This window comes from Duganella sp. OV510, assembly GCF_900100205.1.
In the GTDB taxonomy this organism is placed as follows: domain Bacteria; phylum Pseudomonadota; class Gammaproteobacteria; order Burkholderiales; family Burkholderiaceae_D; genus Rugamonas.
Genome location: NZ_FNEQ01000010.1, coordinates 135505 through 154894, shown reverse-complemented (window position 1 = coordinate 154894; position 19390 = coordinate 135505). Strand labels below are relative to the sequence as shown.

General features: G+C 65.4%; 18 protein-coding genes. 12 read left to right on the top strand and 6 right to left on the bottom strand.

Annotated features, from left to right (window positions below):
- Positions 1-138: 138 nt before the first annotated feature.
- The 8 genes from BLS51_RS29815 (at position 139) to BLS51_RS23690 (ending at position 8927) form a co-directional block, all read left to right on the top strand.
- The gene (locus tag BLS51_RS29815; RefSeq protein ID WP_175472672.1) at positions 139-276 is read left to right on the top strand and encodes a hypothetical protein; all 138 of its coding nucleotides are present in this window, start codon (positions 139-141) and stop codon (positions 274-276) included.
- Positions 276-2042, top strand: coding sequence for a helix-turn-helix domain-containing protein (locus tag BLS51_RS23720; protein ID WP_175472671.1), 1767 nt, complete (start codon positions 276-278; stop codon positions 2040-2042). Before BLS51_RS29815 ends, BLS51_RS23720 begins: the two co-directional genes overlap by 1 nt.
- A 375-nt stretch (positions 2043-2417) precedes the next feature.
- Positions 2418-3911: a flavin monoamine oxidase family protein gene (locus BLS51_RS23715; protein WP_229207742.1), complete on the top strand. Its 1494-nt coding sequence runs from the start codon at positions 2418-2420 to the stop codon at positions 3909-3911.
- Positions 3908-4375: a c-type cytochrome gene (locus BLS51_RS23710; RefSeq protein WP_090190112.1), complete on the top strand. Its 468-nt coding sequence runs from the start codon at positions 3908-3910 to the stop codon at positions 4373-4375. Before BLS51_RS23715 ends, BLS51_RS23710 begins: the two co-directional genes overlap by 4 nt.
- A gap of 11 nt (positions 4376-4386) precedes the next feature.
- Positions 4387-4881 (top strand): RidA family protein, encoded by a 495-nt coding sequence (locus tag BLS51_RS23705; RefSeq protein WP_090190111.1) that lies wholly within the window; start codon positions 4387-4389, stop codon positions 4879-4881.
- A gap of 55 nt (positions 4882-4936) precedes the next feature.
- Positions 4937-7378, top strand: a complete 2442-nt coding sequence (locus BLS51_RS23700; RefSeq protein WP_090190109.1) for a TonB-dependent receptor plug domain-containing protein — start codon at positions 4937-4939, stop codon at positions 7376-7378.
- A gap of 84 nt (positions 7379-7462) precedes the next feature.
- The gene (locus BLS51_RS23695; RefSeq protein ID WP_090190106.1) at positions 7463-8362 is read left to right on the top strand and encodes an alpha/beta hydrolase; all 900 of its coding nucleotides are present in this window, start codon (positions 7463-7465) and stop codon (positions 8360-8362) included.
- A gap of 184 nt (positions 8363-8546) precedes the next feature.
- On the top strand, positions 8547-8927 hold the full coding sequence (locus BLS51_RS23690; RefSeq protein WP_090190104.1) for an HPF/RaiA family ribosome-associated protein: 381 nt from the start codon (positions 8547-8549) through the stop codon (positions 8925-8927).
- On the opposite strand, the gene BLS51_RS23685 is transcribed toward BLS51_RS23690, so the two are convergent.
- Complete coding sequence (locus tag BLS51_RS23685; protein WP_090190102.1) at positions 8887-9228, bottom strand: nucleotide pyrophosphohydrolase; 342 nt, start codon at positions 9226-9228, stop codon at positions 8887-8889. The genes BLS51_RS23690 and BLS51_RS23685 overlap by 41 nt on opposite strands.
- Positions 9229-9355: 127 nt before the next feature.
- On the opposite strand from BLS51_RS23685, the gene BLS51_RS23680 reads away from it, so the two are divergent.
- Positions 9356-10219, top strand: a complete 864-nt coding sequence (locus tag BLS51_RS23680) for a head GIN domain-containing protein (protein WP_090190100.1) — start codon at positions 9356-9358, stop codon at positions 10217-10219.
- Here BLS51_RS23680 and BLS51_RS23675 read toward each other — a convergent pair.
- The 4 genes from BLS51_RS23675 to BLS51_RS23660 all read right to left on the bottom strand — a co-directional run bounded on the left by BLS51_RS23675 (position 10216) and on the right by BLS51_RS23660 (position 16217).
- Complete coding sequence (locus BLS51_RS23675) at positions 10216-12465, bottom strand: putative bifunctional diguanylate cyclase/phosphodiesterase (protein WP_090190384.1); 2250 nt, start codon at positions 12463-12465, stop codon at positions 10216-10218. The genes BLS51_RS23680 and BLS51_RS23675 overlap by 4 nt on opposite strands.
- A gap of 89 nt (positions 12466-12554) precedes the next feature.
- Entirely contained in the window at positions 12555-13190 is a 636-nt protein-coding gene (locus BLS51_RS23670) for a GIN domain-containing protein (RefSeq protein WP_090190098.1), read from the bottom strand.
- Between the two features lie 114 nt (positions 13191-13304).
- Positions 13305-15800, bottom strand: coding sequence for a chemotaxis protein CheW (locus tag BLS51_RS23665; RefSeq protein WP_229208073.1), 2496 nt, complete (start codon positions 15798-15800; stop codon positions 13305-13307).
- 138 nt (positions 15801-15938) lie between these two features.
- Positions 15939-16217 (bottom strand): PsiF family protein, encoded by a 279-nt coding sequence (locus tag BLS51_RS23660; RefSeq protein ID WP_090190096.1) that lies wholly within the window; start codon positions 16215-16217, stop codon positions 15939-15941.
- A 143-nt stretch (positions 16218-16360) separates the two neighbouring features.
- Between BLS51_RS23660 and BLS51_RS23655 the strand changes: the two genes are divergently transcribed.
- Both BLS51_RS23655 and BLS51_RS23650 read left to right on the top strand, forming a co-directional pair.
- Complete coding sequence (locus tag BLS51_RS23655; protein ID WP_229207735.1) at positions 16361-16882, top strand: superoxide dismutase family protein; 522 nt, start codon at positions 16361-16363, stop codon at positions 16880-16882.
- Between the two features lie 5 nt (positions 16883-16887).
- Positions 16888-17640 (top strand): MGMT family protein, encoded by a 753-nt coding sequence (locus BLS51_RS23650; protein ID WP_090190094.1) that lies wholly within the window; start codon positions 16888-16890, stop codon positions 17638-17640.
- On the opposite strand, the gene BLS51_RS23645 is transcribed toward BLS51_RS23650, so the two are convergent.
- Entirely contained in the window at positions 17637-18380 is a 744-nt protein-coding gene (locus BLS51_RS23645) for an SDR family oxidoreductase (RefSeq protein ID WP_090190092.1), read from the bottom strand. The two genes, BLS51_RS23650 and BLS51_RS23645, sit on opposite strands and share 4 nt — an antisense overlap.
- A gap of 103 nt (positions 18381-18483) precedes the next feature.
- Between BLS51_RS23645 and BLS51_RS23640 the strand changes: the two genes are divergently transcribed.
- The gene (locus BLS51_RS23640; protein WP_307188167.1) at positions 18484-19389 is read left to right on the top strand and encodes a LysR family transcriptional regulator; all 906 of its coding nucleotides are present in this window, start codon (positions 18484-18486) and stop codon (positions 19387-19389) included.
- The last annotated feature ends 1 nt before the right edge of the window (position 19390 follow it).

Below are 19390 nucleotides of genomic sequence, written 5' to 3'. Positions count from 1 at the left end.
CTTGCCAATTGCCAGTCGGCGGCTTTTTCATAGGAGGGGGCGGCTGGCCCGCTTATTGCATATGTGATAGCACAATCGTGATAAAAGGCGCTGAGCACAGCGCCTCAACCTGGAGACGTTTTGCGTGGGAGCATGGCCATGACATCATTCAGGAAGCTGTGGGGAAGTTTTGTCGATTCGCTCAAGCCGCAACTGCTGCGCGAGTCGAATTATGGTGGGCTGCATTCGATCTATGTCGATACGCGGCCTTTCCGCATGCATCACCGGGAGCGCTGATGCTGCTGCGGAACGACCTGCTGCACTATACGCATCCGTCGCCGCGCACCGTCCGCATCCTGTGGATCGCCCCCGGGCAAAGCCACGCCTATGTCTTCGACGTGGCGGCGCTGTCGGCGGAAGTCGAGATGATCCAGCTATCGGCGCTGCACGCCGATATCCTGGCCGGCCACGCCAGCGTGCTGCCGGCCGATCCTTATCTGATGGTGGTCAGCCAGGAGCTGCTGCCGCCCAAGCACCTGCAACTGCGCGCGCGCGCCTGGCAGATCATCGCGCCGCTGGTGGCGCACGAGCCGGCCATCTACGAGGCGCGCCAGCGTGGCCAGCTGATCGCCCAGGCCATCGCTGAACATGGCGTGTCGCATCCCACCATCTACCGCTACCTGCGCCGCTACTGGCAGCGCGGGCAGACGCCCAACGCGCTGCTGCCGGACTATGGCAACTCGGGTGGACGTGGCAAGGTGCGGCAGTCATCGGTGGGCGTCAAGCGCGGCCGGCCGCGCAAGAACAATGCCGACGCCGGCCCCGGCCTGAACGCGGACGAGGAAATCCGCCGCACCTTCCGCGTGGCGACCGCGCGCTACGCTGCCGCCCATGACCGCTTCTCGCGGCTGGGCGCCTATCAGGCGATGCTGGACGACTTCTTTGTCGGGCGCCACATTGACGACGCCGGCCGCGTGCACGTTGCGCCGGACGGCGCGGCCAGGGAGGTGCCAAGCTTCGGCCAGTTCAACTATTGGCTTGACCATGACGACGACCGGCCGCCGGAGGTAGCACGCCGCCAGCTGTCGGCCACATTCGCCGACAACGCCGCGCCGCAGGCCATGCAGCCGGCGTTGAACCTGATGGCGCTGCCGCCGGGCCGGCCCGGCGCCGGCTTCTACCTGGATGCGGTGCGCGCCGAGGTGCAGCTGGTGTCGCGTTCCGACCGCAGTCAGAGCGTCGGCAGGCCATTGGTGTATCTGGTCACGGACAGCTTCAGCCGCATGGTGTGCGGCGTGTATATCGCCATGGGCGAGCCGCAATGGCCGCACGCCATGCTGGCGCTGGCGCACTGCTGCGCCGACAAGGTGCGCTACAGCCACCAGTTCGGCCGTGACATCGAAGCGGAACAGTGGCCGTGCCGCCATCTGCCGGAGACGCTGTTTGCCAACACCGCGCTGACGCTGGGCTGGAGCGGCGACGCGCTGCTGAACAACTTCAACCTGCGCTGCCTGGCGGTGGACGAAGGACCGTCAGACTGGCGCGCGGTACTGGAGAAGCGCTTCCGCCTGCTGCCGCCTGCCGCGCCGGGCGCGCCGTGCCGGCTGGACGGCGTGATGGATGTTGACCAGTTCACCCGCATCGTCATCGACTGCATCCTGTACTACAACAACCGCCAGGCGCTGGCGCGGGCGGACGGCGCCACGCCGCGCCGCCTGTGGGACTGGGGTGTGCAGCATCGCGGCGGCGGCCTGAAGATCTATCCGGAGCACCTGATCCGCTGCACCCTGATGCCGGTGGCGCAAGCCAGCGTCACCGCCGACGGCATCCTACTGCACGACAGCGTGTATACCTGTGCGCGCGCCATCAATGAGCGCTGGTATGAACGGGCGCGCCTGCGCGGCGGCTGGAACGTCAAGCTGGCCTATGACCCGGCTTGCATGGAAACCGTATATTTGCTGGATCCGGCCGCACCGACGCAATTCCATCCCTGCCAGCTGGTGGCGCCATCCATGGCGCCGCTGCGTGGTACTACGCAGAGCTACGCCAGCTTCGTCGCGTAAACCCACGTTCCACCTTTGTGCGCTGCATCGTTACGGTGCGGCGCATTTTTTTTGTCCGCGCCAGGTCAATTAATAAAGTTTGTCGGCGCCGCCGTGTGGCGACGTGTATAGACAAGCTTTTTCCCCTGTTCGAACAAACATTGTTTTATATCGTTTATTCCATTTCTACGTAAATCACGTGCGTGACGAAAAGTGTTTATTTTTTGTCTATTTGTGGCACGCCGCTTGCTAAACAGGAGTTATTCGGCAGACTGGTGAGGAAAGCAGATGGATAGTAAAACGGTAAAACCATTTAAATCGTTTAGCTCATTTACAAGGAGGGATTTCCTGTATCGTGCCGCTGCTGTTGGCGGCACCGGCTTGCTGTTGAATACCATGAGTGCCTGGGGCATGGGCATTGCCTCGACCGCCTCGGCACCGCCGGTGCTGAGCGGCAGCGGCAAGGGCAAGAAGGTGCTGATACTGGGCGCCGGCCTGGCCGGCCTGACCGCCGCCTATGAACTGGAGAAGCTGGGCTACAAGGTGCAGATCCTGGAAGCGCGCGCCTTTGCCGGCGGCCGCTGCCAGACGGCGCGCAAGGGTTTCAGCCTGACCGAGCTGGGTGGCGAGAAGCAGACCTGCGGCTTCGACGAAGGCCACTACATCAATCACGGCCCGTGGCGCATTCCGCTGCATCACCAGTCGACGCTGCACTACACTAAACTGTTCGAGGTGCCGCTGGAGGTGATGATCAACGAGAACGATCACGCCTACGCCTATTCCGAAAACGCCGGGCCGCTGGCCGGCAAGCGCGTGCGCATCAAGGAGCTGAAGGCCGACATGCGCGGCAATGTGTCCGAGCTGCTGGCCAAGTCCATCAAGAACCATGCGCTGGACCAGGAACTGACTGCGGACGACCAGCGCCTGCTGCTGGACTACCTGCAGCATGAAGGCGCGCTGTCGGCCGGCGACCTGCAATACAAGGGCCGCAGCGGACGTGGCTGGGCGGTCAACCCTGGCGCCGGCCTGAATCCCGGCACGCCGTCCGATCCGCTGGGCTTCAAGGACTTGCTGGCGTCGAAGCTGGCGAATGTCTACAGCGCCGTGCATGACTTCCCGATGCAGGCCACCATGTTCCAGCCGGTCGGCGGCATGGACGCCATCCCCAAGGCGTTTGAGAAGCGCGTCGGCAGGCATATCCGCTACAAGGCAGAGGTGCAGACGCTGCGCCAGAACGACAAGGGCGTCACTGTCACCTTCAAGGACACCGGCACTGGCAAGGGCGGCTCGATCAGCGCCGACTTCTGCCTGTGCACCATCCCGCTGTCGGTGCTGCGGCAGATCGATACCGATTTCTCGGACAAGTTCAAGAAGGCTGTCGCCACCGTCGCGTATGCGCCGGTCGGCAAGATCGGCCTGCAGATGAAGCGCCGCTTCTGGGAAGAGGATGACCACATCTACGGCGGTCATAACATGACTGACCTGAAAGCCATCAACACCATCTCCATGCCGTCCTACGGCTTCCAGAAAAAGAAGGGTGTGCTGCTCGGCTATTACCAGTACCAGACGCAGGCGATCGAGATCAGCGCCTTGTCGCCCAGGGAGCGCGCCGAGTTTGCGCTGGCGGCAGGCCAGAAGATCTTCCCGCAATACACCGAGAGCTTCGAGTCGGCGTTCTCGGTGGCCTGGCACCGCGTGCAGTACAACCTGGGCGGCTGGGCCGAGTGGACCGAGAAGACCCGCGCCGCCGCCTATCCGACGCTGGTGGAGGGCGAGGGCCGCATCCTGCTGGCCGGCGAACACTTGAGCTACCTGACCGGCTGGCAGGCCGGCGCCATTGAATCGGCCTGGCAGCAGATCGCCAGGATCCATGAAAGGGCCAGTGCATGAGCGATGCGACGATCAAGGCCTTCAGCCGCGCACGCCGCACAGGCCGCGCGTGGCGCCAGGCAGCACGCGTTGGTGCGTTGACGCTGCTGCTGGCGGCGGCCAGCGCGCCGCTGCACGCGCAGGATGCTGCCGGCGGCGACGGCAAGTCGCTGTTCCTGAAGAACTGCGCGGCCTGCCATCAGCAGAGCGGCAAGGGGATTCCAGGCGCTTTCCCGGCGCTGGCCAACAGCAAATTCGTCCAGGGCCAGGGCAGCGAAGTGGCGGCCGTACTGCTGAAGGGGCGCGGCGGCATGCCGGATTTCAGCGAGTCGCTCAGCGACCGCGAGATCGCCACCGTGCTGACTTTTGTGCGCAGCAGCTGGGGCAATAAAGCCGATGGCCTGAGCGAGGCCGATGTCGGCACGCTGCGCACCGCACTGGGCGTGGAAGCGTTTGGTAACACCGTGATGTCCAACAAACACTGAGAGAGATAGCAATGAAAAAAACAGTCGCAGCCCTGTTGATGTGCGCCGCCTTCGGTGGTGCGTCCGCCGCGCCGAAAGCCGACATCGTACGCCACAAGATTCCCAATTCGGACTTCCCGATCGCGCTGGCGGTGACCATTCCGCCGACCGCCACCATCCATTTCATCAGCGGCCAGGTGCCGGCGGTGGTCAACAAGGAAGCGCCCGCCGATTCGCTCGAAGCTTTCGGCGACACCAAAACGCAGTCGGAAACGGTGCTGAAGAAGATCAAGGAAATCCTGCAGGGCATGAAGCTGGAGATGTCGGACGTGGTGAAGATGCAGGTGTTCCTGGTCGGCGATCCGGCCAAGGGTGGCAAGGCCGACACCAAGGGCTTCATGGAGGCGTACACACAGTATTTCGGCGGCAGCCAGCCGAATCTGCCGGCACGCGCGGTGGTGCAAGTGGCGGCGCTGAGCAATCCGGGCTGGCTGGTGGAGATCGAGGTGGTCGCGGCCAAAAAGTAATGTAGTCAGTTGAGGTCTTACTTTGTTTTTTCATTTCAAAATGGGGATTTAAAATATGCATAAGGCCACACTCAAGATCGGCGTTGCTGCCGTGTTGTCCACGCTGGCATTCGGCGTTTACGCTGAAGAGGTCGACGCAGCAGCCGATGCAGCCGTTACGCCCAACGCGGGAGCGGTGATCGTGACGGGCACGCGCACCAGCGGCCTGAAAGTTGAAAACAGCGCTTCGCCTATCCAGGTGCTGGATTCGGCGTCGCTGCAGCGCACCGGCCAGCCGGACCTGATCCAGGCGCTGGCGCAGAACCTGCCGTCGTTTAATGCCCAGGCCTTCGGCGGCGACACCGCCAACCTGACGCTATCGGCGCGCCTGCGCGGCCTCAGCCCGAACAACACGCTGGTGCTGATCAACGGCAAGCGCCGTCACGGCACTTCCAACCTGGCGGTGCTGGGCGGACCGTACCAGGGTGGCGCGGCGGCCGACCTGAACTTCATTCCAGTGTCAGCCATCGACCATATCGAGGTGCTGCAAGATGGCGCGGCAGCGCAATACGGTTCGGATGCGATTGCCGGTGTGGTCAACATCATCCTCAAGTCCAACAACAGCGGCGGCAGCGCCACCGTCAGCGGCGGCGGCTATGTTGACGGCGGTGGCCGCACAGTGGACGGCTCGGCGAATGTCGGCGTCGAGCCGTTTGCCGACGCTTACCTGAGCCTGACCGTGGAATCCAAATACCACGGCTATAGCGACCGTGGCGGCATTGACCCGCGCGTGATCAATCCGGCAAATATGGCGGCTTATCCTGGCATGTTCCGCGAGCCGGGCTACCCGCACGTCAACCATATTTCCGGTGATGCGCAGTACCACCTGAATGTGATGGCGGCCAACTTTGGCTGGGACTTCTCGCCGGACGGCCAGTTGTACGTGATCGGCACCGCCGGCCGCAAGGAGGCCCGCGCGTTCGAGAACTACCGACTGCCTAGCCGCCTGCCGTTGATCTATCCTACCGGCTTCTCGCCGAAGGAAACCATGCGCGAGGAAGACATGGCGCTGACGGTCGGCGTCAAGAACAAGCTGGCCGGCTGGAACGTCGACCTCAGCTCCACCTATGGCCGCGACAAGTCGCGCATCGGCGTCGAGGACTCGGGCAACGTTTCGCTGTTCAACGACACCGGTTACACGCCAACCGTGTTCCAGGCCGGCACCTTCATCGCCAGCCAGCTGACCACCACGCTGGAGGCCAGCAAGGAGTTCGACATCGGCTGGGCCAAGCCGCTGAACATCGCCGGCGGCGTCGAGCACCGCATCGACAAGTATGAGATCCAGGCCGGCGATGCTGCATCGCGCTACAAGGAAGGTTCGCAGTCGTATCCTGGCTTCTCGCTGACCGATGCCGGCAGCCATCGCCGCACCAACCGGGCGGCCTACGTCGACTTCGCCGGCAGCCCGCTGCAGGACTGGGTGGTCGACCTGGCCGGCCGCTATGAGCACTTCAGCGATTTCGGCAACGCCAAGGTCGGCAAGGTCACCAGCCGCTACGACTTCTCGCCGGCGTTTGCGTTGCGCGGCACGGTGTCGAACGGCTTCCGCGCGCCGACGCTGGCCGAGTCCTACTATTCTGCCACCAACGTCGGCCCGACCTCGGCCTTTGTGCAGCTGGCGCCGAATTCGGCTGGCGCCCGGCTGGTCGGGGTGGATGGCCTGAAGCCTGAACGCTCGAACAACCTGAGCCTGGGCGTGGTGCTGAATCCCGCCACCAATGTGCAGATGACGCTGGACCTTTACCAGATCAAGATCCGCGACCGCATCGTCGGTTCGGGCGCGCTGTATGGTTCGGGTGGCGGCACCAATTCGCCGGCAGTGATCGCGGCGATCAAGGCCAACGGCAATGTGCTGGACAGCACGGTCAGCCAGACCGGCATCAACATTTTCTCCAACGCGGTCAACACCCGTAGCCGGGGCCTGGAGTTTGTGACGACGATTAACACCAATTACGGCGCCGCCGGCAAGGTGGACTGGTCGATCGCCGCCAACTACAACAAGGTGGAAGTGATCAAGGTCAACCAGGCACCGGCCCAGCTGCTGCCGCAGACGCTGCTGGACAAGACCGCCATCTCGGACCTGGAAACCGCGTCGCCGAAAATGCGCGTCAATCTGGGCGCGCTGTGGAAGGTGGGTAACTGGACCGTCAACCTGCGCGAGGCGATTTACGGCAAGGCGTCGGAGTGGGGCAGCGAGGATGGCTCGGTGTACCACCTGACCGAGATCAAGGCCAAGGCCATCACCGACCTGGAAGTGGGCTACAAGATCAGTAATGCCTGGTCGGTGGCGGTGGGTGCCAACAATCTGTTCAACGTCTATCCGAATGGCGTCAATCCGGCCTTGCTGGCGGACCAGCGCGCCGCCGGCGACAACGCGGCGGTGCACGTGTTGCCGACGTTCTCGCCGTTCGGCATCAACGGCGGCTATTACTACGCGCGCGCCAACTACAAGTTCTAAGCGGGGGCTTGGTTCTTTTTGGCCGCCCTTCGGGGCGGCCTTTTTTTTCGTGTAGCATGGCGGCTCCAGTGGAGGAGCATGCCTATGTTGAACAGAATGAGCCGGGTGCTGATGGCGGCAGCCACCGCCAGCGCGGTGGGCGGCGCGGCAGCAGCGCCGATGACCTTGCAGGACTACCTGGCCTTGAGCGGGCCGGCGCCAACGCGCCATGAGGCGTATGGCGCGGCGCCGTCGCAGTTTGCCGAATTGTTCCAGCCGTACGGCGCCGGGCCGTTCCCGGTCGCGGTGATCATCCACGGCGGCTGCTGGACCAGGGAGTTTGGCGGCATCACGCAGATGCGCAATATGGCTGGCAATCTGGCGGCGCAGGGCATCGCGGTGTGGAATGTGGAGTACCGCCGCTATGACGAGGAAGGCGGCGGCTATCCCGGCATGTATCACGATGTGGCGAACGCCATGGACCGCCTGCGCGTGCTGGCGCCGGAGCACAAGCTGGATTTGTCGCGCATTGTGCTGATGGGGCATTCGGCCGGTGGCCATCTGGCGCAGTGGGCCGGCGCGCGCGCGCAGCTGCCGCGCAGCAGTCCGCTGTATGTGGCCGATCCGCTGCCGGTGCCGGTGGTGATCAGCCTCGGTGGCCTGGCCGACCTGCGCAACCAGCAGGCGCTGATCAAGCGTAGCTGCGACCGCGACATGGCGCAGCTGGCCGGTGTGGCCAGCGCCGCGCGCCCGGACATCTTCAGCGATACCTCGCCGGCCGAGATGCTGCCGGCTGGCGTGCGCACGGTGCTGATCCATGGCGAGCATGACAACATCGCGCCGCTGCATGTGGGCCAGGACTACGCGCGCCGCGCGCAGGCCGCCGGCGACAGCGCCGAGGTGCTGGTGCTGCCCGGCGGCAGCCACTACGACGAAGTGGCTGCCAGCTCGCCGTCATGGCCGCTCATCGAGGCCCAGGTACGCAAGGCCCTCGGCCTGCGTTAGCAGCAGCCTTCGGGGTCAGTGCCGACATTCGGACATTTCGCTCGCGAAATGTCCGAATGTCGGCACTGACCCCGAATTTAATACATCGATTTATCCGAGGTATTCATCAGACTTATTCGAATTGTTTGTCTGCGGCTCCGTCCCTATCTGGGTGTTGTCAAACACCACGAGAGGAGACTTGGTCATGCACATTGCCATTCAATCCAACGGTCTGGTCCTGACCGAAGACTTGCGCGCTTATGTTCACCGCCGCCTGCGCACGTCGGTCGGCTGGGCGCTGACGCGCCGGCTGGCGGTCTGGCTGTCTGATATCAACGGCCCGCGCGGCGGCCGCGACAAGCGCTGCAAGATCCAGATCAGCCTCGATCATGGCCGTACGGTGGTGATCGCGAATACCGAGGAAGACCTGTATGTGGCGATCGACCGCGCGGCGGATCGCGCCGACCGCGCGCTGGCGCGCGAACTGGCACGCCGCCGCGCCTTCAGCCATGAAAAGATGGCGCCTGCCGATCAGCAGCCCGACCTCAGCGCGCCAGCGGAGGACACTGACCAGCCGGGTACTTGACGGCGTTAAGGTCCATCTTTTCGACAGCGGCGGCGTGCAGGTCGACGTCCAGCCGGTCGGCCAGCTGCACCAGGTAGAGCAGCACGTCGGCCAGCTCGTGGCGCACGGCGGCGCGGCCGGCGTCGTCCAGCTCGGCGCCGGTCGGCAGCCACTGGAAGTGCTCGGCCACTTCGGCCACTTCAACCGACAGCGCCATGGCCAGGTTCTTCGGCGTGTGGAAGGGCGCCCAGTCGCGCTCGCGGGCGAATTGGCGGGTGCGCTCGCGCAGATCGAGCAGGTCGGGTAGCTTGGAGGTATTCATGGGCGCTATGGTAGCACCGCTTTTCAGGCGTTTCAGCCCCCGTTTTCGACCGTTTGTCGCATCGGCCGGGCGGCCTGCGCGCCGGCTGGCTATAGTGGCAACACGATAACTTCAAGGACTTGCCATCATGCGCCGCACCCTCATCGCTCTCGCCGCCCTTTCCATCCTGGCCGGCTGCGCCGTCATCGTCGTGCCGGACAGCGGCGACGTCTCTTACAAGTCGGCCTTCAGCAGCAATGCGGTGCAGGGCGACGGCCGCAACCTGGTGGAAAACCGCCAGGTCGCCACGCTGGATGGGCTGGAGGTCAACGGCCCGATGCAGGTCGAGGTGCGCGTCGGCCAGCAGACCTCGCTGCAGGTGGAGGGTGACAGCAATATTGTGCCGCTGGTGCGCACCGACGCCAGCGGCGGCACGCTGCGCGTGTGGGTCGACGGCAGCATCCGCACCAGCCAGCCGCTGAGGGTGACGTATACCACGCCGGTGCTGCGCCAGCTGGCGGCCAATGGTTCCGGCTCGCTGGCGGTCAGCGGCCTGAACGGCGCGCCGCTGGAACTGTCGCTGAACGGTTCGCGTGGTGTGCGCCTGGCGGGCCGCGTCGAGCGGCTGGATGCGCGCCTGAACGGCTCCGGCGGCCTGAATGCCTCCGGCCTGGACAGCGGTTCGACCACTGCACGGCTGAATGGCTCCGGGCGGCTGGACCTGGGCCGCGTCAATGGCGAAGCGCTGAACCTGGACCTGCGCGGCTCAGGTGGCGCCCATGCCAGCGGCAATGTGCGCAGCATGACGGTGCGCCTGAACGGCTCCGGCAGCGCCGACCTGTCCGCCCTGACCAGCCAGAGCGCTGACCTGAGCAGCAATGGTTCGGGCGGCATCTCGGCCACCGTGACGCAGTCGCTGGTGGCGTATGCCAACGGTTCGGGCGGCGTTACCGTGTACGGCAATCCGGCCCAGCGCAGCGTCAGCGGCAAGCGCGTGACGGTGATGAACTAGGCCCGCAGCTGGTCGATCAGCGCGTCCAGCGGCATCGGCCGCGCATACAGATAGCCTTGCATGCAGGCGCAGTCGTGGGCCACCAGGAAATCGGCCTGCGCCTGCGTCTCGACGCCTTCGGCCACCACCCGCAAGCCGAGGTGGCCGGCCATTGCCAGGATCGATTGCACCAGCGCCTTGCTGCTGGCGTCCTGCGGCGTGTCGATGATGAAGCTGCGGTCGATCTTCAGCTCATACAGCGGCATCTTTTTCAGGTAGGCCATGCTGGAATAACCGGTGCCGAAATCGTCGATCGAGAAGCGCAGGCCCAGCGCGGTCAGCTGGTGCATGCGGGCGATGGTGTCGTCCATCTTGTCGATCAGCAGTCCTTCGGTGACTTCCAGCACCAGCAGCCGCGCCGGCGCGGCGCTGTCGTCCAGCGCCTGCTTCACCTGGGCGACAAAGTCGGCCTGGCGGAACTGCGTCGGGCTGACATTGACCGACAGCGGCATTTCCAGCCCGGCCGCCTGTAGCCGCAGCACGGCGCTGCAGGCCTGGCGCAACGCCCACGCCCCCAGTTCGATGATCAGCCCGGATTCCTCGGCCACCGGGATGAACACCTGCGGCGGCACCCAGCCGCCATCTTCCAGCGGCCAGCGCATCAGCAGTTCGCCGCCGACCGCGCGGCCATCACGGTCGACCTGCGCCTGCACATGCATCTGCAATTCGCCGTTGGCCAGCGCGGCGGCCAGGTCGCGCTCCAGCGTCAGGCGCTGCTCGACCTCGGCCTGCATCGCCGTTTCAAAGAAGGCGATGCCGTTGCGGCCCTGCGACTTGGCGCGGTACATGGCGGTGTCGGCCTCGCGCAGCAGGTCTTGCGCGCTTTGCCCCGGCGCCTGTGCCTTGGGCAGCATGGTGACGCCGATGCTGGCGGTGGAGTTGTAGGTCTGGCCGCCGATGTCGACCTCCTGGCCGATGGCGCTGCGGATTTTTTCGGCTACCGTCAGCGCCGCGTGCGTGGCGCCGGCCAGCTCGTGCGACAGGTGGCCGAGCAGCACCACGAATTCGTCGCCGCCGATGCGCGCCACCGTGTCGGCCTTGCGCATCAGCCGGCTCAGGCGGTCGGCGGCGTTGCACAGCAGCGCATCGCCGGTGGCGTGGCCGCGCGCGTCGTTGATGGTCTTGAAGCGGTCGAGGTCGATGAACATCACCGCGCTGTAGGTGGCGCCGCGCTCCGAGCTGGCCAGCAGCTTGTCGATGCGGTCCATCAGCAGGCGGCGGTTGGGCAGGCCGGTCAGTGTGTCGAAGAAGGCCAGCTGGTGGATGTCGTCCTGCGATTTCTTGCGCTCGGTGATGTCGCGCTCGACCGCCACCCAGTGGGTGTTGACGCCGCCCTCGTCGGCCAGCGGCACCAGCTCGGTCTCCACCCAGTAGGGCTCGCCGTGCTTGGTGTAGTTGAGCAGCTCGGCGCGCACCGTCTCGCTGCGCGCCATGGCGCGCTCGATGTCGTCGATCACGCTCTGTTCGGTGTCCGGGCCGCGCAGCAGGCGCAGGTCGCGCCCCAGCACCTCGTCGCGGCGGTAGCCGCTGCGGCGCTCGAAGGCGTCGTTGACAAAGATGATGTGCTGGCCGGCGCCGGCGCGCCGGTCGACTTCGGCGATCAGCACCATGTCGTTGAGGCGCGCCACCGCAGCCGAGGTCAGGCGCAGCTCGGCGTTCAGTTCGGACATCTTGTCGAACGAGCGCTCCAGGTGTTGCAGCAGCACCGCGCAGGACAGCGTCAGCACGGCGGTCATGAACATGAAGTTGATCGACAGGATGGCGGCGCGCAGGAAGGCGTAGTCGGGCAGACCCTCCAGGTGCATGGCGGCGTTGTCCTGGAAGCCCAGCAGCATCACCGCCAGGCCGGCCAGCACCAGCGTCCACAGCGCCGGCCGCAGGCCCAGCAACAGCGCCGCCAGCACCGGCACTGCCAGCAAATAGATCTGGCTGACCGGGCCGACCTTCAGCAGCAGCGCCAGGCCGACCATGAAGGCCACCGTCAGGAAGTTGACCACGCGCGCCGTGTACGACAGGCTGCGCCAGCGCCAGATCAGGCCGATCCACAGCAGCGCCACGATGTCGACCACGGCGATCGACCACATGCCTTCGCTGGCCGCCAGCAGCGCGCTGGGCACGGCCGTGAGCAGGCCCAGCACAAACACCACCAGCAACAGCTTTGCAAAGATTTGCGCGCGCCAGTGCGCGATGTCGTTTGCTACAGCCACGGCGGCGGCCTCCACAAGGATGCGGTTGTTAGGCAATTGATAGTACCCGCATTCGCCCTTTGTGTCACTGGGGCAATTTGTCGTGGCGCTTAGTCCCCGGCCCTGACGTTGCCGATGCCGGCCACCGACTTGTTGACCGTCTTCGGATGGCCGTAGTAGGTCAGGCCGCCGATGCCCTTGGCCACCGCGTTCAGCAGGTCTGTGGCATACACGCTCACATTGCCGACGCCCTCGAAGTTGACGTCGACCCGCTCGGCCTGCAGCTTGCTGGTGTCGACTTCGCCGACGCCCTTGGCGTTCAGGCGCAGGTACTTGACCTTGCCGTTGGCGGCCAGGTGGCCGGCGCCCAGGTAGCTGATGTCGATGCGGTCGGTGTTGATCTTGTTCAGCAGCGTTTCGCCGGCGCCTTCGACCTTGACCCGGCTCAGCGACGGCACCGTGATGATGATGCGCGGATCGTTTTGCGTGCCCTTGTAGGTCTTGTCCGGCAGCGTGATTTGCAGCTCGTTGTCGATGACCTCGGTCTTCAGGCTGGCGACGAATTTGTCCTCGCCGCTGATCCGCACCGACTGCGCCTTGCCCACTTCCACCGTCATCGCAAACGCGCCCTTGGCGTTGATGGCGATGAACGACGGCAGCTGGCGGGTGGAATCGGCCGCCTGCACGGCGCCGGCGGCAAACAGGCAAAAGCAGGGGATCAGGACGGCGGCAACGGTACGGCGCATGATAATTCCTCGGTAAGATTGGTAAAATCAACAGATTGATTCTACTGAACTTGCCCGCATGCGCCGACCATTTTGCGACGAACTGCAAAAATCAGGGGCTGTGTTGCGCGCTGGCTACGTCCGCAGCCGCGCCAGCAGCCGCCCAAGGTCGAGTTCCTGGATCAGCAGCTTGCCCTGGTTGGCCTTGATCAGCCGTGGCGCCAGCGCGGCGTCGCCAGCCACCAGCGGCGACTCGGTCATGTCGGCAGCGTCGAACTGCTGCACCGAGTGCAGGTCGTCCACCAGCAGGCCGATCACCGTGGCGCCGCTGTGCACCAGCATCACCTGGCTGTTGTCGCTGAGCGCGCCCGGCTTGCCGCTGACCAGCAGCGCCAGGTCGAACACCCAGACGAAGTGCTGGCGCCCGCCAGACAGCGGCACATCCAGCATGCCGATGCGCGCCGGGTGGCCAGTGCTGGCGGTGCGCTGCACCTTGGCAAACGGTACCGCCTCCTGCACCTGCGCCGCGCGCAGCGCCATCAGCGTGCGGCCGGCGTAGAAGATGGCGAAGTCGGGGCCGCTATCGCGCAGCCGCTCGATGCGCACCGCCGCCTGCGCCGGCAGTTCGCCGCCAGCGCGCACCGGGCCGAAGGCTTGCAGCAGTACCGCGATCACCGGCTGCTCGACGCCGTCGGCGGCGCGGAATTCGCGGTAGCCGGCAGCGCGCGTGCAGGCCGCGATCACATACTGGCCGTCGTGCTGCATGATGCGCGAGACGCTGTGGCCGTCCTCGCCGGCGCGCGCCAGCAGCTCGCCATCCAGGCGCAGCAGGTCGCCCGGCACGCAGTCGGCTTCGCTGCTGGACAGCACGCGGCCGTCCGCCGTGACGAAGTAGGCGCGCATATGGGCGCGGCCGGCGACGCCGCTGTGCAGCATGTTGAGCAGTTCCGGCCTGGCGTCGAACACGATGCCGATGCCGCCCACCACATTGCCGCTGTGTTCCGGGTGACGGATGGCGGCGTGATAAATATAAGTGGCCTCGCCGCCGTAGAAGGCGGACGGGCCGAAGCTTTCAGCGTAGTGATCCTGTTCGCTGCGCAGCGCCACTACCCGGCTCAGCGTGTCGCCGCTGATGTATTGGCCGACGATCTCGTCGCCGCCGCTGCTGGCGACGATGCGGCCGCCACGGTCGTAGACGAACAGCCGCGCGTAGACGGTGTACAGGCTGTTGATGTGCGCCAGCACCTGGCCGATGGCGGCGGCCTGCTGGTCCGACGGCGCCGCCAGGCCGCGCCGCAGCTGCGCCGACAGCGCCCACCAGCGGCAGTCGTTGGCGCGCTCGTACAGGTTGCGGTCCAGCATGTCGACCAGCAGCTGCGAAGTCAGCTCGGCCTCGCTGATGCTGGACGCCAGCACCGTCTGGTACAGGTCCTGGATCGAGTGCGAGAACAGCGCGTCGCTGCGTTCGCCGGTTTCGGTGATCTGGTCCAGCACCGTGTTGAGCTTGTTGATGCCGCCGCTGTGGCTGCCGTCGGGCTGGCCGTGGTCGTTGGCGGCGCTGGTCACCTTGCCGTTCCAGACAATGCGCTCGATGGTGCGGGTGGTGCGCGTGACGGAGCTCATCAGCTCGTGCAGCGACGGGCTGAACGTCTGCGCATGCGACAGCAGGCCCTGCATCAGCGCCGGTTCGACGTCGGCCAGCGCCTGGCCGTTGCTGCCGCTGCGGAAGGCCAGGTCGACCGGTATCATCAGCTGCGCCTTCCAGCCGGCCGGGCCGGGATAGCCCTGGTAGCCGTCCGAACTGAAGGTGCGCACCAGGTATTCGCGGCCGCCGAACATCAGCAGTTGCGGGCGGCCGTCGGCGTTGGTCGGCACGCGCACGCCGGCCGGTATCCACAGCGGGTCGGCGCTGCTGATGACCTGGTCCTGGGCATCCAGCAGCAGCATGTTGGCGCGCTGCGACGGATCGCGGTAGGCGGCGAAGATGGCGTCCATCTCCTGCTCGAAGTTGAAGCACAGGCACAGCACGCCGGCCGGGGCGCCGCTGTCCGGATGCAGCATGCGCTGCGAATACACCAGTGCGCGCGATTTGCCGGGGCGCAGGTCGGTGGCGCGGAAGGTTTCGACATAGCCGTCCTGCTCCAGCGAGCGCGCCAGCAGCGGGTCGCGGCTGTGGCTCACCGGCGTGGCCGGATCGGCCTGCACCAGCACGCGGCCTTCCAGGTCCAGCAGCAGGATCTCGTCGTACACCGTGTATTTGTTGCGGTAGTCGTGCAGGCGCTGGCGCGCTGCGTCGCGGTCGTCGTCAAGGCCGGCGACAAAGTTGCACAGGTCGGCGTCGGTGGCGAGGAAGCCGACATCGGCGGTGCGCTCAAACAGGTTGCGCACCAGGATGTCGATCGCATAGCGCGCCTGGGTGCCCAGTTCGGCCAGCACGTGGCGCACCTTTTCCTGCACCAGGTTGGCGACCAGCGCCTGTTCCAGGTGCGCGAAACCGGTGCGCGTGGCCACCATCGCCGGGAGCAGCAGGCGTGCTTCGGCCGGGCAGTTCATTTTGGCGGACGACTCGATCAGTCGCCACATCTGGTTCAATTCCCGCAGCGAGAGTTCGCAGCGGGCAACGTCGGGCATATGGGGTAGGAATATGTCCGCGTTGGCAGTCTGGTAAGTGGTCATTACGCTAGTTTCATTGCCAAAAGATGCTTTGGAAGCAAATAATGTGCCAAGGAAATATGTAATGCCAATGACAAACGCGGACCGGGTTGCGGCTTATTTGTTGCTGAGACATTCCTTCATGAAGGCTTTGCGCTCATCGCCTTTCTTGCCGGCGGCGTCTGCATTACAGGTTTTCATCTTGTCCTGCTGGCTGGGCTTGGCGGCCGGCTTGGCGCTCAGGCATTCCTTCATGAAGGCCTTGCGCTCGTCGCCCTTTTTACCGGCGGCGTCCGCATTACAGGTTTTCATCTTGTTCTGTTGCGCCGTCGGCTCGGCCGCCCACACGGCGCCGCTCAGTGACAGGATCAGGCTGGCTACGAACAGTTTTTTCATGGAAGTCCTCGCAGGATAGGGGCGCGGCGGAGTGCTGGCCTCGGAATGACTATATCCAAATGATAAATATTTGTATAGCGTGTGGCACAGCGGCACAAAGCGGTGTAACAATGGACATCTAGCTAACTTTTCAGGAGATTTACATGATGCGTCATTGCCTGACCGCCAGCCTGCTGGCGCTGGCCACCGTGGGCGCTGCCCATGCCGCCACCACCGCCGAAGTGGAACTGAAGCCAACCGTCGGCAGCAGCACCAAGGGCACGGTGCGCTTCAAGCAGCAGGACGGCCGTTTGCAGATCGACGCCGACATCGCCGGCCTGGCGCCGGGCGTGCACGGCTTCCACCTGCACGAGAAGGGCGATTGCAGCGCGCCGGACGGCACCAGCGCCGGCGGCCACTTCAACCCGGCCAGCCAGCAGCACGGTGGCCCCGAGCATGCGGCCCACCATGGCGGCGACTTCGGCAACATCACCGCCGACGCCAGCGGCAAGGCCAGGCTGAGCCTGAGCGTGCCGACCAGCCAGATCTCGCTGGACGACGGCGCCGCCAACAACATCATCGGCCGCGGCATGATCGTCCACGCCGATCCGGACGACCTGGTCACCCAGCCGACTGGCAACGCTGGCAAGCGCCTGGCGTGCGGCGTGGTGGTGGCCGGCAAGTAAGCGTTTTGCAGGCGCCGGCGCGCATCGTCAGCCTGTATCGCCAGCCTGCGCCCGACGCACCGCGCATTGCGCTGTCGCCGGGCGAGACGCTGCGTTGCGAGGCTGGCATGGGCATCGATGGCGATGCCCATGCGCACCGCCTGAGCCCGCGCCAGGTGCTGGTGACGCTGGCCAGCGAACTGCAAGCGCTGGACATCGCGCCCGGCGCGCTGGGCGAGAACATCGTCATCGCCTGCGATCATCCGGACCTGTTCCGGCCCGGTGCGGCGCTGGTCAGCGCCACCGGCGTCGAGCTGCGTCTGACCATGTTTTGCGAGCCGTGCTACCGGATTGCGCATCTTGGGCATCGGCTGTCGCGCCTGCTACAGCGGCGTGGCGTGCTGGGCGTGGTCGAAACCGGCGGCGAACTGCGCATCGGCGAGGTGATGGAATTGATTGCCGGCCGTGCCCGCCCACTGGCGCAATCGGCCTATCAGCGCTTCCTGGATTTCATGCCGGGCGTGCCGGCTGGGTGCGTGGTGCGCTACATCGACATCACCACCGCGATAGGCGCGGCCGACACTTCGGTGCGTGCGTTGCCCGGCTATATCAAGCGCAGCCTGGTGCTGGGCCTGCCTTTGCACCGCATCGTCAACGCACGCGGCGAGCTGCTGCCGTTTATTCCACAGCAGGGCGCCAGGCTGCACGAAGAAGGCGTGATCGACCGCAGCGATGCCGCCACGGTCGACCTGCGCCGCTACCTGTGGCAGGGCGATTAGAACTCCTGCACCGTTGGGCGCAGCACGATTTCGTTGATGTCGACATCGGCCGGCTGCTCGATGGCGTAGGCAATGGCGCGCGCCACCGATTCGGTCGGAATCGCGCTCTTGTAGAACTCCTGCACGAACTGCGCGCTTTGCGCGTGCGAGCTGCCCAGCTTCAGTTCCGAATCGACCGCGCCCGGCTCGATGGTGGTGGTGCGGATGCTGCCGCCCACCTCATGCCGCAAACCTTCCGAAATCGCCCGCACCGCGAACTTGGTGCCGCTGTACACGGTACCGCCAGGGCTGAACACCTTGAGCCCAGCCACCGAGGCGATGTTGATGAAGTGGCCGCTGTTCTGCTTGCGGAACTGCGGCAGCGCGGCGGCGATGCCGTACAGCAGGCCCTTGACGTTGATGTCGATCATGCGGTCCCACTCGTCGGTGTTGACTTCGTCCAGCGGCGCGATGGCCATCAGGCCGGCGTTGTTGATCAGCACATCGACGCGGCCGAAGATGCGCACGCCGGTGTCGATCAGCGCCTGCACCTGCGCCTTGTCGGTGACGTCGGTGGACAGCACTTCCGCCTTGCCGCCGGCCGCGCGGATTTCGGCGGCGATCTGTTCCAGCTTGTCGGTGCGGCGCGCGCCCAGCACCACGGCGGCGCCGCGTGCGGCCAGATAGCGGGCGGTGGATTCGCCCAGGCCGCTGCTGGCGCCGGTGATCACAACGACTTTGTTTTCGATGTTGTTGCTCATGTCAGGACTCCTTGTGGTTGGTTGATGAAACAAGTATAGAGAGACCGACTATGGGAATAAATGGAAATGATATGATTTGAGAATTCCTGTTTCTGGAATTCTTATGATGCTCAATCGACTGGAAATGCTGCGCATCTTCGTGGCGGCGGCGGAAGCGCGCAACTTCAAGGAAGCCGCCACCCGGCTGGGGATTTCGCCGCAGGCGGTAACGCGCGCGGTGCAGGACCTGGAGGCGGCGCAGGGCGAACTGCTGTTTCACCGCAACACGCGCGGCGTGCAGATCACGACTTACGGCGAGCACCTGGCGACACAGGCGCGCGATAGCGTGCAGCGCATCGATGCCCTGTTCCAGCCACCAGCCGCCGCTGTGGACGCACAGGCGCAGGTGGAAGGGCTGGTGCGGCTGACTGCGCCGGTGGCGCTGGGCCGCCGCCTGATGCTGCCGGTGTTGACCGCGCTGGGACAGGAATATCCCTCGCTGCGCTTCGAGGTGCAGTTCAGCGATACCCATGCGGATGTGGTGGACGAGCGCATCGACATCGGCGTGCGCTATGGTTCGATGCGCGACAGCCGCTATATCGCGCGGCCGGTGTCGTCGCCGCCGTTCCGCACGGTGGGCACGCCGGCGCTGATCGCGCGCCACGGCAAGCCGCGCCAGATCGAGGACCTGCACGCGTTGCCGACCACCTCGCTGCGCGACCTCAGCACCGGCAAGGCGTGGCCCTGGTATTTCGCCGATGGCCAGCATATCTCGCCGGTCAATCCGCGCTTCCTCAGCAGCGATTCCGAGGCGGAATTCGACGCCATCCTGGCCGGCCTCGGCTTCGGCCAGCTCCCCGGTTTCATGGCCGACGAACACATCGCCAGCGGCCGGCTGGTGGCAGTGCTGCAAAAGCTGCAGCCGGCCCCCTGGGACATTTACATCTACCGCCCGCAACGCGGCCCCGTCCCGGTCCGCATCCGGCTGGTGTTCGATACGCTGGTGCGGACCTTGGGCGAGGCGGCATGAG

What these genes read in the sequence shown, in the direction of transcription:
- BLS51_RS23645 (WP_090190092.1), bottom strand. Translation starts at nt 18,380, where the DNA reads ATGAGCAACAACATCGAAAACAAAGTCGTTGTGATCACCGGCGCCAGC.
- BLS51_RS23695 (WP_090190106.1), top strand. Translation starts at nt 7,463, where the DNA reads ATGTTGAACAGAATGAGCCGGGTGCTGATGGCGGCAGCCACCGCCAGC.
- BLS51_RS23720 (WP_175472671.1), top strand. Translation starts at nt 276, where the DNA reads ATGCTGCTGCGGAACGACCTGCTGCACTATACGCATCCGTCGCCGCGC.
- BLS51_RS29815 (WP_175472672.1), top strand. Translation starts at nt 139, where the DNA reads ATGACATCATTCAGGAAGCTGTGGGGAAGTTTTGTCGATTCGCTCAAG.
- BLS51_RS23705 (WP_090190111.1), top strand. Translation starts at nt 4,387, where the DNA reads ATGAAAAAAACAGTCGCAGCCCTGTTGATGTGCGCCGCCTTCGGTGGT.
- BLS51_RS23690 (WP_090190104.1), top strand. Translation starts at nt 8,547, where the DNA reads ATGCACATTGCCATTCAATCCAACGGTCTGGTCCTGACCGAAGACTTG.
- BLS51_RS23640 (WP_307188167.1), top strand. Translation starts at nt 18,484, where the DNA reads ATGATGCTCAATCGACTGGAAATGCTGCGCATCTTCGTGGCGGCGGCG.
- BLS51_RS23680 (WP_090190100.1), top strand. Translation starts at nt 9,356, where the DNA reads ATGCGCCGCACCCTCATCGCTCTCGCCGCCCTTTCCATCCTGGCCGGC.
- BLS51_RS23685 (WP_090190102.1), bottom strand. Translation starts at nt 9,228, where the DNA reads ATGAATACCTCCAAGCTACCCGACCTGCTCGATCTGCGCGAGCGCACC.
- BLS51_RS23670 (WP_090190098.1), bottom strand. Translation starts at nt 13,190, where the DNA reads ATGCGCCGTACCGTTGCCGCCGTCCTGATCCCCTGCTTTTGCCTGTTT.
- BLS51_RS23655 (WP_229207735.1), top strand. Translation starts at nt 16,361, where the DNA reads ATGATGCGTCATTGCCTGACCGCCAGCCTGCTGGCGCTGGCCACCGTG.
- BLS51_RS23665 (WP_229208073.1), bottom strand. Translation starts at nt 15,800, where the DNA reads ATGCCCGACGTTGCCCGCTGCGAACTCTCGCTGCGGGAATTGAACCAG.
- BLS51_RS23715 (WP_229207742.1), top strand. Translation starts at nt 2,418, where the DNA reads ATGAGTGCCTGGGGCATGGGCATTGCCTCGACCGCCTCGGCACCGCCG.
- BLS51_RS23710 (WP_090190112.1), top strand. Translation starts at nt 3,908, where the DNA reads ATGAGCGATGCGACGATCAAGGCCTTCAGCCGCGCACGCCGCACAGGC.
- BLS51_RS23700 (WP_090190109.1), top strand. Translation starts at nt 4,937, where the DNA reads ATGCATAAGGCCACACTCAAGATCGGCGTTGCTGCCGTGTTGTCCACG.
- BLS51_RS23660 (WP_090190096.1), bottom strand. Translation starts at nt 16,217, where the DNA reads ATGAAAAAACTGTTCGTAGCCAGCCTGATCCTGTCACTGAGCGGCGCC.